This window comes from Streptosporangium sp. NPDC023825, from assembly GCF_040639575.1.
Classification (GTDB): Bacteria; Actinomycetota; Actinomycetes; order Streptosporangiales; family Streptosporangiaceae; genus Streptosporangium.
Genome location: NZ_JBFAAE010000012.1, coordinates 115,031 through 130,035, shown reverse-complemented (window position 1 = coordinate 130,035; position 15,005 = coordinate 115,031). Strand labels below are relative to the sequence as shown.

Annotated in this window: 13 protein-coding genes; 4 read left to right on the top strand and 9 right to left on the bottom strand. The window is 73.2% G+C overall.

The window, feature by feature from the left end:
- Positions 1-52: 52 nt before the first annotated feature.
- Together AB0G15_RS14085 and AB0G15_RS14080 are read left to right on the top strand one after the other, a co-directional pair.
- Positions 53-1,552 carry a glycoside hydrolase family 3 N-terminal domain-containing protein gene (locus tag AB0G15_RS14085; RefSeq protein ID WP_362838811.1) on the top strand — a complete coding sequence of 500 codons (1,500 nt, stop codon included), beginning with the start codon at positions 53-55 and terminating at the stop codon, positions 1,550-1,552.
- A 27-nt stretch (positions 1,553-1,579) separates the two neighbouring features.
- The gene (locus AB0G15_RS14080) at positions 1,580-2,479 is read left to right on the top strand and encodes a MurR/RpiR family transcriptional regulator (protein WP_362694805.1); all 900 of its coding nucleotides are present in this window, start codon (positions 1,580-1,582) and stop codon (positions 2,477-2,479) included.
- 37 nt (positions 2,480-2,516) lie between these two features.
- Here AB0G15_RS14080 and AB0G15_RS14075 read toward each other — a convergent pair whose 3' ends face one another.
- A complete protein-coding gene (locus AB0G15_RS14075; protein ID WP_362838808.1) occupies positions 2,517-3,614 on the bottom strand; it encodes a serine hydrolase domain-containing protein in 1,098 nt (365 codons plus the stop codon).
- A gap of 66 nt (positions 3,615-3,680) precedes the next feature.
- On the opposite strand from AB0G15_RS14075, the gene AB0G15_RS14070 reads away from it, so the two are divergent.
- On the top strand, positions 3,681-4,172 hold the full coding sequence (locus tag AB0G15_RS14070; RefSeq protein ID WP_362838805.1) for a MarR family winged helix-turn-helix transcriptional regulator: 492 nt from the start codon (positions 3,681-3,683) through the stop codon (positions 4,170-4,172).
- A gap of 59 nt (positions 4,173-4,231) precedes the next feature.
- On the opposite strand, the gene AB0G15_RS14065 is transcribed toward AB0G15_RS14070, so the two are convergent.
- From AB0G15_RS14065 to AB0G15_RS14030, 8 genes are all read right to left on the bottom strand, one after another.
- On the bottom strand, positions 4,232-5,314 hold the full coding sequence (locus AB0G15_RS14065) for a serine hydrolase domain-containing protein (RefSeq protein WP_362838802.1): 1,083 nt from the start codon (positions 5,312-5,314) through the stop codon (positions 4,232-4,234).
- Between the two features lie 106 nt (positions 5,315-5,420).
- Positions 5,421-6,350: an N-acetylmuramic acid 6-phosphate etherase gene (murQ, locus tag AB0G15_RS14060; protein WP_362838799.1), complete on the bottom strand. Its 930-nt coding sequence runs from the start codon at positions 6,348-6,350 to the stop codon at positions 5,421-5,423.
- Positions 6,351-6,478: 128 nt separating this feature from the next.
- Positions 6,479-7,393: a GNAT family N-acetyltransferase gene (locus AB0G15_RS14055; protein WP_362838797.1), complete on the bottom strand. Its 915-nt coding sequence runs from the start codon at positions 7,391-7,393 to the stop codon at positions 6,479-6,481.
- Positions 7,390-8,400, bottom strand: a complete 1,011-nt coding sequence (locus AB0G15_RS14050; RefSeq protein ID WP_362838794.1) for an ABC transporter ATP-binding protein — start codon at positions 8,398-8,400, stop codon at positions 7,390-7,392. Before AB0G15_RS14050 ends, AB0G15_RS14055 begins: the two co-directional genes overlap by 4 nt.
- Entirely contained in the window at positions 8,397-9,563 is a 1,167-nt protein-coding gene (locus AB0G15_RS14045) for an ABC transporter ATP-binding protein (RefSeq protein ID WP_362838791.1), read from the bottom strand. The genes AB0G15_RS14050 and AB0G15_RS14045 overlap by 4 nt, the downstream gene beginning before the upstream one ends.
- 4 nt (positions 9,564-9,567) lie before the next feature.
- Positions 9,568-10,506 carry an ABC transporter permease gene (locus AB0G15_RS14040; protein ID WP_362838788.1) on the bottom strand — a complete coding sequence of 313 codons (939 nt, stop codon included), beginning with the start codon at positions 10,504-10,506 and terminating at the stop codon, positions 9,568-9,570.
- Positions 10,507-10,570: 64 nt separating this feature from the next.
- The gene (locus AB0G15_RS14035) at positions 10,571-11,578 is read right to left on the bottom strand and encodes an ABC transporter permease (protein WP_362838785.1); all 1,008 of its coding nucleotides are present in this window, start codon (positions 11,576-11,578) and stop codon (positions 10,571-10,573) included.
- Positions 11,575-13,383 carry an ABC transporter substrate-binding protein gene (locus AB0G15_RS14030; RefSeq protein WP_362838783.1) on the bottom strand — a complete coding sequence of 603 codons (1,809 nt, stop codon included), beginning with the start codon at positions 13,381-13,383 and terminating at the stop codon, positions 11,575-11,577. Before AB0G15_RS14030 ends, AB0G15_RS14035 begins: the two co-directional genes overlap by 4 nt.
- 360 nt (positions 13,384-13,743) lie before the next feature.
- Here AB0G15_RS14030 and AB0G15_RS14025 point away from each other — a divergent pair, with 360 nt between their 5' ends.
- Entirely contained in the window at positions 13,744-14,973 is a 1,230-nt protein-coding gene (locus tag AB0G15_RS14025) for a M20/M25/M40 family metallo-hydrolase (protein ID WP_362838781.1), read from the top strand.
- Positions 14,974-15,005 lie beyond the last annotated feature (32 nt).

Here is a 15,005-nt window from a genome sequence, read left to right as displayed (position 1 = left end):
TCCTCCCGCCGCCCTGTCGAAAGACGCCTGCCTCGATCGAGAAGGTGACCGCATGCCCCATCGCAGCCCCGACCTGGCCCGGCTGGCCATGACCGTCCTCCAGCCGGGTTTCGACGGCACCGAGCCGCCCGGGTGGCTGCTCCGCGCGCTCGGCGACGAGGGCCTCGGCGGGGCCGTGCTGTTCGCCCGCAACCTCGACGGCCTCGGCCACACCGCCGGCCTGGTCGCCCGGCTGCGCGCGGAGAACCCCGCCGCGGTGATCGCGGTGGACGAGGAGGGCGGATCCGTCACCCGCCTGCAGGCCGCGCGGGGCAGCTCGTGGCCGGGCAACCGGGCGCTGGGCGTGGGCGACGACGTCGAGGCGACCCGGCTGGTCGCCCAGGAGATCGGCCGTCTCCTCGCCTCGGCCGACATCACCCTCGACTACGCCCCGGTGGCGGACGTCAACGCCAACCCGGTCAACCCGGTGATCGGTGTCCGCTCCTTCGGCGCCGATCCCGACCTGGTCTCCCGGCACACCGCCGCCTGGATCTCCGGGCTCCAGGGGGCCGGGGTGGCCGCCTGCGCCAAGCACTTCCCCGGCCACGGAGACACCCACACCGACTCCCACCACGCCCTGCCGACCCTGCACGCCTCCCCGCGGCTCCTCGCGGAGCGTGACCTGCCGCCCTTCCGCACGGCGGTGGCCGCCGGGGTACGGGCCGTCATGTGCGGGCACCTGCTGATCCCGGCCCTCGACCCGGAGAACCCCGCGACGCTGAGCCGGCGGATCACGACCGGGCTGCTCCGCGAGGAGATGGGCTTCACCGGGATGATCGTCACCGACGCCATCGAGATGCGCGCCGTCGCGGCCCTCCACCCGCCGGGGGAGATCGCGGTCCGCGCCCTGGCGGCCGGGGCCGACGCGATCTGCGCGGGCATCTCCTCCCCCGGGGGCGAGAACGTCCACGAGCTGCGCGACGCCATCGTGGACGCCGTGCGTGAGGGCAGGCTGGCCGAGGACCGGCTGGCCGAGGCCGCCTCCCGCGTGCTCGCGCTGTCCGGCTGGTACGCCGCGAGCGCCGCCGCGCGGGCTGCGGGGCTCGCAGCCCGGGGCTCGGGGGAGGAGGGCGAGGAGCTCGGCCTGCGAACCGCCCGGGCGGCCATCCGCGTGACCGCCACGGACGCCCCGACCGTGCTCTCCGGGCCGCCGCTGGTCGTCGACATCGCCCCCCGGCTGAGCGAGGCGGTCGAGCCGGGCATGCTCACCGGTCTCATCGGCGCCCTCACCGAGGTGCTGCCGGGCACCGTCGGCCACGTCGTCACCGTGGAGGCGCCCGAGCTGCCCGACCTGGGCGACGGGAGCCGCCCGCTGGTGATGGTGGTGCACGACGCCAGGCGCCACCCCTGGGTCGGTGAGCTGCTGGCGCGGGCCGTCGCGTTGCGCCCCGACACCGTGGTGGTCGAGACCGGGATGCCCGGCGAGCCCTCGGGGGCCGTGTACGTGACCACGAACGGCATCTCCCGGGCTTCGGCCCGCGCCGTGGCCCGCTGGTTGACCGGCGACCAATAGGCTGATTTATGACATGAAAGGCGCTTAATGAACGTCCTCGACGGCCCCACCCCCGTGAACCTGGTGGCCACGGTGAGGGCCGTCCTCCCCTCCCTCACCCCCGCGGCCCAGTCCATCGCCCGTCTCATCCTCGACGACCCCGGGGTGGTGGCCCGCAGCACCATCACCGAGTTCAGCGCGGCCTCCGGCACCAGCGAGGCCACGATCGTGCGCACCGCCAGGGCCCTGGGCTTCGCCGGATACTCCCAGTTGCGCTTCGCCCTGGCCGCGGCGGTGGCCAGGGACGAGCCCGAACGGCTGGTCCCGGGCGACCTCGGCCCCGACGACCCGCTGACCGACGTGATCGCGAAGGTGGCCAGGGCCGAGTCGGAGGCACTGGCCGACACCGCGGCGCAGCTCAACCCCGACCGGCTGGGCATGGTGGTGGAGGCGATGGCCGGGGCGCGCAAGGTCGACGTCTACGGGGTCGGCGCCTCCGGGCTGGTGGCGGCCGACATGGTGCAGAAGCTGATGCGGATCGGCCTGCCCGGCCACGCCTACACCGACGCGCACCTCGCGCTGACCAGCGCGGCGCTGGTACGTGAGGACGACGTCGCGGTGGCGGTGAGCTGCACCGGCGAGACCCCCGACGTGCTGGCGCCGATGCGCGTCGCGCGGCGGGCGGGCGCGACCACGGTGGCCATCACCAACAACCCGCGTTCCTCCCTGGCCGGGCTCGCCGACCACGTCCTGGTCTCGGCGGGCAGGGAGACCGCCTTCCGCCCGGGGGCGCTGGCCAGCCGGATCAGCCAGCTCCTGATCGTCGACTGCATCTTCGTCGGGATCGCCCAGCGCACCTTCGAGACCTCGGACGCGGCGCTGCGGGCCACCAGGGACGCCATCGACGGCTTCAGGACCGACTACCCCCGCCGGAGCAGGTCCTCCTAGCCCGTGCCGCTCCGCACGGGGCGTCCGGGCACCTCGTTCACAGGCAGCCGTAGAGCGCTTCCAGGATCGGGGGCCAGCGAGGATCGGGGCCCGCGGGGGCGATGATCGTGCGGCTCGGCGTGTAGCCGAATCCGACGCCGGCCACCGGGTCGGCGAAGGCGAGCGCGCCGCCCGACCCGGTGTGCCCGAACGCCTCCGCCCGGGGCGCGAAGGGGCGGACCTCGTTGGGGAGCATGTATCCCAGGCCGAAGCGGGTCCGGCCGCGCAGGACCTCGTCGAACCCGTCGCTGTGCGCCGTCGTGGCGCGCGCCAGCATCCCGGGGGCGAGGAGGTCGCCCGACAGGAGCCTGCCGTACAGGGTCGCCAGGGCCCTGGCGGAGGCGTGGCCGTTGGCGGCGGGGATCTGGGCGGCACGCCAGCGCCCGGTGTTCGGCAGGCCGGGCACGAGCTGGTCGGCCGGGTTGAGGAACGCCCTGGCGGTGACCGACGCGGGATCCGCCATCGCCTCGGCCAGCGGGGAACCCGCGGGCATGGGCGGGCTTTCCGGCGGGAGCACGAACGCCGCCCGGTGCGCGTCCTGCCGGGGAAGGCCGATCGAGAGACCGGGGACGCCGAGCTCCCCGGAGACCAGGTCGCGGATCTCCCTGCCGGTGACCCTGCGGAGCAGCTCGCCGACCAGCCAGCCGAACGTGACCGCGTGGTATCCGTGCCGCTCCCCCGGGGTCCACCACGGCTCCTCGGCGGCCAGCGCGGCCGCCATGGCGTCCCAGTCGTAGAGACTCCCCGGTGGCAGCGGGGAGCGGACCGCGGGCAGCCCCGCGCGGTGGGAGAGCAGCTGGGCGACGGTGGCCTCCGAGGTGAACTCCGGCCAGTAGCGGGCCACGGGCGCGTCGAGGTCGACGAGCCCGCGCTGCGCGCACAGCAGGGCCACGGTCGCGACGACGCCCTTGGAGACCGAGAAGACGTTGACGACCGTGTCGCGGCGCCACGGGCGGCTCCCGCCCTCGTCGGCCGTGCCGAACCAGACGTCCACGACGGGACGGCCGCCCGCGGTGACGGCCAGGGCGGCACCTCCGGGACCCAGTCCCTCCCTGAGCGCCTCGACGACCGGGGTGAACGCGGGATCGCAGAACATGATCTCCTCCTCCAACTACTAAACCTTAGTTGCGCAACCATGGTTGAGTATTGGATGGTGGACCACGTGACGTCAAGCCCGGTCGATCCCGGCGCAGCCGGAGACCTCTCCCTGCTCTTCACCGCCCTGGCCGCCGCCTGCGACGCCGAGGTGCGCGGGCGCATGGCCGCGGCGGGTCACACCCAGGTGCGCACCGTGCACGGCTACGTCTTCCAGCACCTGCTCGGCGGCCCGGTCCGCGTCAGCGACCTGGCGGGACTGCTCGGCATGACGCCGCAGGGCGCGTCCAAGGTCGTGGCGGAAATGGAGCGGATCGGCTACCTCACCCGCAGGGCCGATCCGGAGGATCAGCGGGCGCGCGTCGTCGAGCTGACCGGGCACGGCAGGGACGCCGTCGAGGCCGGCCGCACGGCACGCGCCGCCGTCACCGCCGAGCTCCGCGCGGTCCTGGGCGAGACGGCGGCGGGTGATCTGGTGTCGTCCCTCGATCGGCTGGCCGACCACACGGGCGCCATGCGCGAGCTCCTCGCCCGCCGCCTCCGGCCCCGCTACACGTGACCTCCGGGTGAGCCCCCGGTGAGCCCCGGCGCCCCGTCGCGCGGGCTCAGGACAGGCGCTCAGGACAGGCGCAGGGCCTCGGCGGCGACCGCGTGGCGCAGGTCGCGGATGCCCGCGCGGCCGCGCAGGGGGTGGACGTTGTTGGTCAGCAGGACGACGGTGAGGGCGCGGCCGGGATCGACGACGAGCGAGGTGCCGGTGAAGCCGGAGTGGCCGTAGGCGTCGGCCAGCGGGCCGACGATCGCGGGGTCGCCGATCCGCGCGCCCAGGCCGTGGCGGAAGTCCGCGCCCCGCACGCCGTGGTCGCGGGTGATCTCGGCGACCGAGGCGGGACCCAGCACCGGCGCTCCCCCGGTGCGCAGCGCCTCGGCGAAGCGTACGAGGTCGTCGGCGGTGGAGAAGATCCCGGCGTGCCCGGCGACCCCGCCCAGGCCGTGCGCGGTCTCGTCGTGGACCTCGCCGCGCACGCATCCGGGGCCCGGGCGCTCGGGCTTGTGCTCGGTGGCGACGATCCGGGGCAGCAGGGACGCGGCGGGACGGTAGCCGGTGTCGGGCAGGCCCAGCGGGTCGATGACCCGGGCGCGGGCGAGTTCGTCCAGGGAGGCCCGCCCGGCGATCTCCGCCACCCGGCCCGCCGTGATCAGCCCGACGTCGGAATACAGGTAGCGCTCGCCCGCGGGACCGATCGGCGCCGTCGAGAGGATCCGCTCCATGCGCGTGGCGTGGATCTCCGGGCCGTCGCCGGGGATCTCCTCGTGGGCCCTGCGCCCCGGCGGCAGGCCCGCGGTGTGGGTGAGCAGGTGCCGCAGGGTGACCTCGGGGGCGCCTCCGTAGCGGCCGGGCAGCCAGGCCGCGACGGGCTCGTCCAGGCCGAGAAGGCCGTCCTCGGCCAGTGACAGGATGACGGCCGTGGTGAAGAGCTTGGTGATCGAGGCGAGATCGAAGATCGAGTCGCGGAGGGCCCGCGGCCGGTCCTCGGCGAGGTCCCCGGAGGCCGACGCGTAGCGCACGGCCTCCCCGGCCGCCGCGGCGGCCACCGTGACCCCGCCCACGGCGATCGCGGCCACCGCCGCCGAGCAGACGCGCGGCACCGCCGCCCCGAGGATCCCGGCGAGCCGGGCGCCCTCCGCGGAACCGGTCACCGCTCCCGCTCCACACCTCGGCCCCGGTCCCGCTTCCGCTCCCGGTTTCGGCCCCGGTCCCGCTCCCGGTTCCGCGGCCGGTGCGGCTTCCCCTTCCGAGGGAGGTTCAGGCACCCCTGGCCTGCCCCGCCGCCTCCAGTGCCGCCTCGAGCTGGTCGCCGTGCCGCTCCAGCAGGACCCGGGCGCCGCCGGCGTCGAGGCCGTGCTCGATCATCAGTACCGCGACCTTCACGTGCCATCCGGCGGCCTCCAGCGCGGAGCGGGCGGCGGAGAGGGCCGCCCCGGTGATGTCGCTGACCATCCTGGCGGCCCGGTCGGCCAGCTTGGAGTTCATCGCCGACACCTCGATCATGGTGTTGCCGTAGGTACGGCCCAGCTTGACCATCGCGATCGTGGAGATCATGTTGAGGACCAGCTTCTGCGCGGTCCCCGCCTTGAGCCTGGTGGAGCCGGTCACCACCTCCGGGCCGACGATCACCTCGATGGGGTGCAGCGCGGCCGCCGACAGCGGGGTCGCGGCGTTGCACGACAGTCCCACGGTCAGGGCGCCACGGCGGCTCGCCTCGGCGAGCGCGCCGAGCACGAACGGCGCGCGACCGCTGGCGGAGACGCCCACCACCGCGTCGAGCGCGCCCACCCCCCGTTCCCCGAGGGCGGCCGCTCCCCCGGCGTGGTCGTCCTCCGCGCCCTCGACCGAACGGGTCAGCGCGGGAGTGCCCCCCGCGATGACGCCCTGGACGAGCTCGGGATCGGTGCCGAAGGTCGGCGGGCACTCGGAGGCGTCCAGCACGGCCAGCCGGCCCGACGTCCCCGCGCCCACGTAGAACAGGCGCCCCCCGGACTTCATCCGGGCCACGACCGCGTCCACCGCGGCCGAGATCTCCGGGATCGCCTCGCCCACCGCCGCGGGCACCGCGGTGTCCGCCGCGTTCATCAGCCGGGCCACCTGGTCGGTGGGAAGCCGGTCGATCCGGCTGTAGCGCGGATCGCTCTGCTCGGTGGAGAGCGTGGACAGTGTGGCTAGTTGATCACTCATGACGTCCCATGTCGTTAGTTTTCCTGATCTCACTACCGCTAAGTAGATGATCTTCTGACAGTGAGGCCGTTACAGGCACATACCCGCTGGGAGCCCGCCCATCGGCCCGCCCCGGCGGGCACGGGCCGTCACGGCAGGCCACGGCGGTAGAGCCAGAAGACACGCTCGGCGTACGCGCCGACCGCCCTGGCGTAGAAGCGCAGCGGCCCCACCCAGCCGATCTGGGTGCTCGACATGCCCGCGGCCCGCTGCTCGGCGAGGCAGCGGCGTACGAGCACCCGGCCGACTCCCAGGCCCCGCGCGGCCGGCGCGGTGCCCATCGGGCCGAACCAGGAGGGCCTCGAACCCCAGGCGGCGAAACCGAGGATCTCGCCCTCCCTGACGGCGTAGTGGCAGCCGGTGGCCTGCTCCGCCTCCCAGGCCCACCTGTCGTTCCACTGCTCCTCGACGAAGGCGGACACGGCGGCGCGCTCCCCGGGGGCGGCGGCGCGCACGGTGACCCCCAGGTCCGCCAGCCGCGCGAGGTCGGCCTCGACGGAGAGGTCACCGGTGAGGTCGGCGGTCATGTTCCAGGCGACCCGGTAGCGCTCGTAGCCGAGGCTCTCGGCCAGGCAGGCGGCCTCGGTGTAGCGCACGTCGACGCCGGGCCAGGCGTAGCAGGGCGGGTTGCCGGCCAGGCGGACCTCGGTCGCCCCCCGGTCGCGCAGCCAGTCCTCGGCCGCGGTGACCAGTGCCCGGCCGAGGCCCCTCCCCCGGGCCTCGGGACGTACCGCGAGCAGGTCGACGTGGCCCGCGTGCGGGTCGCGCGCCGACATGGAGGCGAACGCCACACCGTCGAGGCCGCCTGTCACCAGTGCCGTCCAGGACCGTTGCGCGGGCGGCGTGGCGAGCCTGGCGACCAGGCTCGCGGCCTCCCCCGCGTCATGGGTGAGCGCGGCCCCGGCGATTCCCGCGAGCGCCACCGAGTCTGCGGCGGCGGCCTCGCGGATCCCGGACGCCGCGCCCGCGCGCCCCGCCCCGGGACCGTTTCCCAGCGGGCTCACGGGTGGCCGACCGGCATGGCGACGACGTTGCGGGGAGCGGGGTGGAAACAGGCGTGCTCCTGGGGCGTGCCGCCGCCGTGGCCGAGCGGCGGGTGTTCCGACTCGCAGCGGCCGGTACGGAACGGGCAGCGCCGGGCGAACAGGCAGCCCGCGTCGAGGCGGCTCTCGTCGAGCGCCCCGGTCGGCGTCACCGGCTCCTCGCCGGGCCGCTCCAGGCCGTGCAGCACGGGGATGGCCGACAGCAGTGACTGGGTGTACGGGTGCACGGGGCCGGAGATGATCGTCTCGACGTGGCCGCGCTCGACGACCTCGCCCCGGTAGATGACGTACAGCTCGCCGTCGTCACCGATGTAGCGCGCGGTCGCCACGTCGTGGGTGATGAACAGCACGCTCACCCCGAGGCGCTCGCGAAGGTCCTTGAGCAGGGCGAGGATGCCCAGCCGCAACGATACGTCGATCATGGAGACGGCCTCGTCGGCGACGAGCATCTCGGGGTCGACGGTGAGGGCCCGGGCGATGACGACCCGCTGGCGCATGCCGCCGGAGAGCTGGTGGGGGTAGCGCGACAGCACGTAGCCGGGGTCGAGGCCGACCAGTTCCAGCAACTCCTGGGCACGCGCGTCGGCCCACGCCCGCGAGCGGCCGGTCTGCGCGGCCCGCAGCGACAGCGGCGCGTCCAGCGTCTGGTGCACCGTACGGGTCGGGTTGAGCGCCGAGTACGGGTCCTGGTGGATGAGCTGGATGCGGCGGAAGTAGGGCTCACGCTGCTTGGGACGCAGCGACGACATGGGCGTGCCGTCGATGGTGATCTCTCCGGAGTCGTGTCCCTCCAGCCCGGCGATGATCCGCCCGAGCGTCGTCTTGCCGCAGCCCGACTCCCCGATGAACGACGCCGCCCCGCCCTTCGGAATGGCGAAGTCGACGCCGCGCAGCGCCTTCACCTCCCGTCCGGCGAGGATGCCGCCCCGCTGTTTGAAGGTCTTCGTGATTCCCCGACCAGTGATCACGTTTTCTCCCTCGGTCCGTGTGTCCGGGCGGCGACGGCGTGGCAGGCCACGATCCACTCACCGCGCGAGACGGCGGGCGGCTCCTCGGTCTCGCAGACGTCCATGCGCAGCTCGCAACGCTCCCTGAAGACGCATCCCCGCGACGGAACGGTCCCAAGCGTCGGCGGGCGGCCGGGCAGCGCCCTGGCCTCCCCGATGTCGCCGATCAGGCGCGGGATGGCCCGGATCAGGCCCTGGGTGTAGGGGTGGCGGGGGCCGCCGAGCACCTCGGTGGTCGGCCCCTGCTCCACCACGCGCCCGCCGTACATGACGGCCAGCCGGTCGGCGACCTCGGCCACCACGCCGAGGTCGTGGGTGATGACGAGCGTGGTGAGCCCGCGCTCCTCGTGGACCTCCCTGACGATCCGCAGGATCGTGGCCTGAGTGATCATGTCGAGGGCGGTCGTGGGCTCGTCCAGGATGACGAGGTGGGCGTTGAGCACCAGCGCGAGCATGATGCCGACCCGCTGGCGCATCCCGCCGGACAGCTCGTGCTGGTGGGAGTCGAGCACGCGCGCGCCGTCCATGCCCATCCTGCCGAGCAGGTCCTTCGCGTCCCTGACCAGCCCCCGCAGGTCCTGGATGTCGTGCGAGCGGCCCAGGTCGAGGAGCTGCTTGCCGACCGTCTTGAGCGGGTTGAGGGAGTTCTGGGCGGCCTGGAAGACGTACCCGATGTGCCGTCCCCGCGCCCGGCGCAGTTCGTCGCCCCGCAACCCGACGACGTCGCCGAGCCCGTCGATCTCCACGCTGCCCGAGCGGATCCTGCCGGGGGGCTGGACCGCGTTGAGCAGCGACAGCGCCAGGGTGGACTTGCCGGAGCCCGACTCGCCGACCACCCCGGTGATCGTCCCGGGCACCAGCTCGAGATCGATCCCCGACACCGCGGGCAGTTCTCCCGCCGAGGTCCGGTAGACGACGGACAGGCCGTTGACGCGCACTCCCGGCGGGCCGCTCCTCCCGGCCTCGCGGGGGCTCGCGGTGCCTTCGGTGCCTTCGGTGCTCTCGATGGCCCCGACGCCCTCCGCGCGCCGGGCGCCCCAGGCGCCCCAGGCGCGCCGGGGCCGCACGGCGGCGGACCGCCGCTCGCCCGGTGTCACGGACACCTTCTCCGAACGTGTGAACATCTGTTCAGTCCTCCCGCAGCCGGGGGTTGAAGATCTCGTCCATGGCGTCGACGACGAGGACGATGCCCAGGGTGAGCAGCAGGATCGCCAGCAGCGGCGCCAGCATGTACGGCAGCGCGGTGGTCGTCGTCAGCGCGCCCCCGCCGAACACGGCGAGGTTGAGCATGACGCCCCAGTTGTTGGCGTCGAACGGCAGGACGCCCAGGAAGAACAGGCCCACCTGCGCGTACACCGCGCCGGTCACCGCGATGAGCATGTTCATCGCGATGAAGGGCGCCATGCTGGGCAGCAGTTCCCTGCCGACGATGTGCCGGCCGGACAGGCCGAGCCCCCTGGCCGCCTCGATGAAGCCGCGCTCGCGCAGCGAGAGGGTCTGCGACCGTACGGCGCGCGCCACGCCGCCCCAGCCGAGGAGGCCGAGCACCAGGCCCATCTCGATCGCGCTGGTGAACTTCCAGACGGTCGACAGGACCAGCAGCAGCGGGAGGGCGGGGATGGTCAGCTTCATGTCGGTGATCCGCATGAGCACGCTGTCCCAGCGCCCGCGCCGGAAGCCCGCGAACAGCCCGACGGTGGTGCCGAGGGCGACCGTGATGACGGCGGTGACCAGGGCGGTCATCAGGACGTACCGGGAGCCGGTGACCACCAGGGCGAGCACGTCGGTGCCCTCGAAGTCGGTGCCGAAGGGGTGCGCCAGGCTCGGCGCGGCGTAGAGCGCGTTGTCGTCGCGCGGCAGCCGCGCGGGGTAGAGCAGCGGCCCGAAGATCCCCATGAACGCGAACACGCCCAGGATGGCCACGCCCACGATCCGGCTGGGCTTGCGCCGCAGGACCCGCCAGACGCCGCGCCAGAAGTTGCGCCGCTGCGCCGCGCGGGTGCCGGAGACGCCGGGGACGCCCGGAGTACCGGGAGCGCCGGGAGCGGTGATGACGGGCGCCGTCATGCGACCACCTCCGCCACCGGTGTGACCTGCGGGCCGTCTCCTGCGGTTCCCCTGATTCGCCCGGTCATGACGTCTCCTGTCCGGAACGGACCCGTGGGTCGATGGCGGTGTAGAGCATGTCGGCCACGATGTTGGCGATGACGATCGCCACGGTGATCAGCAGGAAGGCCCCGCCCATCAGCGCGTAGTCGCGGTCGGTGATGCTGTTGAGCAGCAGCAGACCCAGCCCCGGGTAGGTGAAGATCCGCTCGATGAAGATCGCGCCGCCGAACAGCAGGCCCAGCGAGAGCGCCAGGATGGTGAACAGCGGCAGGATCGCGTTGCGCGCCACGTAGCGGAAGATGATCCCGCGCTTCATGCCGCGCAGCTCGGCGGCGAGGATGAAGTCGTCGCCCAGCACGGTGACCACGCTCGACTTCATCGCCAGGATCCAGCCCCCGTACCCGGCCAGCGCGTAGGTCAGGACCGGCAGCGTGGCGTACTGGACCAGCGAGCCGATGTAGGCGGCGTTGAGCCCGGGTTCGAGCGTGACGTCCGCGGTGCCGCTGGAGGGGAAGATCGGCAACAGGGTCGTGAAGGCCGCGCTCAGCAGCAGCGCGAGGACGTACTGCGGCAGGCCGTGCAGGAGCGAGCCGGAGACGGCCAGGATGTCCCCCAGCCTGCTCGACCGCTTGATCGCCGCGTAGACGCCCAGGATGACGCCGACCGCGAAGCTGAGCAGGGTGCCGACGAGGACCGGCAGGATCGTCCAGGTGGCCGCCGAGCCGAGCAGGGTGGTCACCTCGGCGCCGGGGACGCTCAGCGACTGGCCGAGGTCGAGGTGGAGCAGGCCCCGCATGTAGTCGAGGTACTGCTCCCACATCGTGCCCTTCGGCATGAACCCGTACAGCACCGCGACGGCGCGCTCGGCCTGGTCGGGTGACATGCCCTGCTCGACCAGCTTCTCGTAGCGGGCCCGCATGGGATCGCCGGGGATGTTCCTGATGATCACGAAGCTGATCGTGGTGACCACCAGGATCATGGCGAGCCCGCGGGCGAGGTGGCCCGCGAGGCGGCGTGCGATGACCGTCATATGTGGCCTTTCCTCTTGACCATGCCGAGTTGGAGCCAGACCCCGGAGGTGAGGCGCAGCGCGTCGCTGTCATCGCCCGGGAATCCGGTGAAGCGGGTGGTGTTGACGACCTGGGTGTTGACGTAGTCCCACAGCTGGATCACCGGGAGGTCCTGGTTGGCGGTCCTGGCGAGGGTCGAGACGATCCGCCGCTGCTCGGCCTCGGGGACGGAGTTCAGCTTCACCGCCAGCTCGCCGGGGTTGACCCTGCCCACGCCCCTGACGTCGATGAGCTCGGCGCCGCCCATCCAGTTGCCCTCCGTGCCGGGGGCGACGTGCTTGAGCCTGCCGCCGAAGAGCTGCCAGCCGTTCTGGGCCCCGTACAGGCGCTGGAAGATGTTGTACGGCGCGGGGCCGAGGGCCACCAGCCAGAAGCCGAGGTCGTACTTCCCGGCCGCCATCTCCTCGAGGTAGAGCGGGTAGTCGGCGGTGGTGACGACCTGCGCGTCGATCCCGGCGTCGTTGAGCTGGCTGGTGACGGCCTTGGCGCCGGCCAGCCAGTCGGAGAAGGACGCGGGCACGTTGATGGTCATCTTCCAGGGGCTGCCGTCGGGCATCGCCCACTTTCCGTCGATCTTCCTCATGCCCGCGGCCCGCAGCTCGCTCGCGGCCCTGGCGGGGTCGTGCCGGTACGGCTCCAGGGCTGCGAGGCCGTCGCCCAGCCACGCCTTCGCGGCCTCCTGGTGCAGGCCGGAGGTGGTGACCGAGGCGGTGCCGCCCTCGGGGGAGGCGACCTTGGTGACCTGCCTGCGGTCGATCAGGTAGGCCAGCGCCCGGCGGACGTGCACGTTGTCGTAGGGCTTCCTGGACTGGTTGAACGCCAGCCCCTCGCTGACGGGCGAGTATCCCCTGACGACGGCGTTGCCCGAGGTCTCGGTGATCCGCCGCATCACGCCGGCGGGGACCGCGGTGAACGGCGCGCTGTCCAGCCTGCCGGCGACCAGGTAGTTCCAGACCTGCTCGTTGCCGGTGTAGTTGAGGATGCGCACCTGGTCGGCGGCGACGTTGGCCGCGTTGTAGAAGTTCTTGTTCTTGACCAGCAGCGCCTCGCCCGGGTTGACGCGCTTCAGGACGAACGGCCCCGCGGAGACGTCCCTGGCCGGGGCGAAGGAGATGACCTTGTCCGCGAGGCTGGTGATCCCGGCCCGCGCCGCCTCGGCCCCGGGGGCGGTGCTCTGCGCGAGCTTCAGCTTCTGCCAGAAGTCGGCGGGCAGCACGCCGCGCCAGACGTGCTCGGGGACGATGACGGTCTCCATGACGCTGCGGACGAAGGAGGAACTGGGGTTCCTCGCCGCCTGGGTGATCTTGATCGTCCTGTCGTCGACGATCGTGATGTCGGAGGCCGTACCGGCCGCGGAGGGGTCGAGGGCATAGGCGGTGCCGCCCTGGGTGTACGCCAGGCCGATGGAGAACTTCACGTCCTCCGCGGTGATCGGCTCGCCGTCGGACCACTTCCCGCCCGGGTGGAGCTTGAGGGTGATCGAGGACTGGTCGGGGGCGATCTGCCAGCTCTGCGCGACCCCTGGGTAGAACTGGTTCGGATCGGTCAGGTGGTTCTTGGTCCACCCGAGCCACTCCGCGTTGTAGCCCCGGAAGGCGTTGCCCTTGGGGTTGTACGGGTTGATCGGCGCGTTCGCGTCGATGCCCGGCTTGAGCGCGTCGATCGTGGTGAAGACGCCACCGGCGGAGCTGTCGCCGCCGCTGCCACACGCCGCGGCACCGGCGGCGAGGCAGAGGGAGACCGCTGCCGCTGCTAGTCGCTTCATGAACCGCTCCGTTGGGTGTTCTTCGAGGTCAGGGCACCAATACCGAGGCGTCGGCGTTGTCCGGACAATACGTTCGACCCACCGTTCGCGTCAATTATCTCCACTTCTGTGATACTCCCTGTAACTTTCCTTCACCGACCGGTCGCCCCGGCGCCGCCCCTCGCCGATCGCCGCCGCCCTCCTGCGGGACGGGCGATCCGGGCCGGGCGGGCGCGGGACGGGATGGGAGGCACGGGGCGGGAGGCGCCCTTGGCCGGATGCACGAAGAACCTGGCCGATCTTCGGGAAACCAGACGGATCCCGGCGTCCCGGCCTGTCATACGGTCGCGGTGACAACGGATCGATGGAGAGGCGACCACGGTGAACCTGGATGTCATGCTTGAGGACCTGCGAGAGCTCGTCGTGTGCGAGTCGTTCTCCGCCGACCACCGGGCGGTGGCCCGCAGCGCGCGGGTGGTCGCCGACCAGGGGCACCGCGGGCTCGGCGTCAGGGCCGAGACGATCGTGATCGGCGGGGTCACCCACCTGCGGTGGACCTTCGGCACTCCCAGGGTGCTGCTGCTCGGCCACCACGACACCGTCTGGCCGGTCGGCTCGCTCCCGGCCCGCCCCTGGTCGGTCACCGACGGGATCGCCCGGGGCCCCGGGGTGTTCGACATGAAGGCCGGGCTGGTCCAGATGTTCCACGCGCTGGCCGCGCTGCCGTCACCGGACGGGGTGTGCGTGCTGGTCACCGGGGACGAGGAGGTCGGGTCCCCGACCTCCCGCGCGCTGGTCGAGGAGTCGGCGCGCGACTGCGCGGCCGCGTTCGTCCTGGAGGCGAGCGCCGAGGGCGGCGCACTCAAGATCACGCGCAAGGGCACGTCGATGTACGAGGTCGTGGTGCACGGCCGTGGCGCGCACGCGGGGCTCGACCCCGGCAGGGGCGCGAACGCCGGGGTCGAGCTGGCCCACCAGATCCTCGCCGTCACCGGCATCGCCGAGCGGGTGAACGACGGCCGGGCCGACGGCGACCGGGCCGACGGCGACCGGACGGGCGGCGAGAGCCACGATCACCGGACCGGCGACCGGGCGGACGGCCCGACGGGGGACGGCCACCGGGGGGACGGCGACCGGGAAACGCGGGGGTCCCTCGGGCCGGCCACCGTCACGCCGACCGTGTTGTCGGCCGGGACCACGGCCAACACCGTGCCCGCGCTGGCCCGCCTGTCGGTGGACGCCCGCGTGCCCACCCTCGCCGCGCAGAGGCGGGTGGACGAGCTGATGCGGGCGCTCTCCCCCCGGATCGCCGGGACCCGGCTGGAGATCACCGGAGGCCCGAACCGCCCTCCCATGGAGCACGCCTCGTCGGCCGGGCTGTTCGCCCTCGCCCAGAAGGTCGCCGCCGATCTGGGGCTCGCCCCCCTCACCGGTGTCGGCGTGGGCGGGGCCTCCGACGGCAACTTCACCGCCGGGGTGGGCTGTCCCACCCTCGACGGGCTCGGCGCGGTGGGCGGCGGCGCCCACGCCGACGACGAGCACGTCGTCGTGGCCGAGATGCCCGGCCGCGCGGCGCTGCTGGCGGGCCTGATCAGGGCGGTGCTCGCGTGAGCGGCGGGACGTCACCGGCGAACCGGGGGACG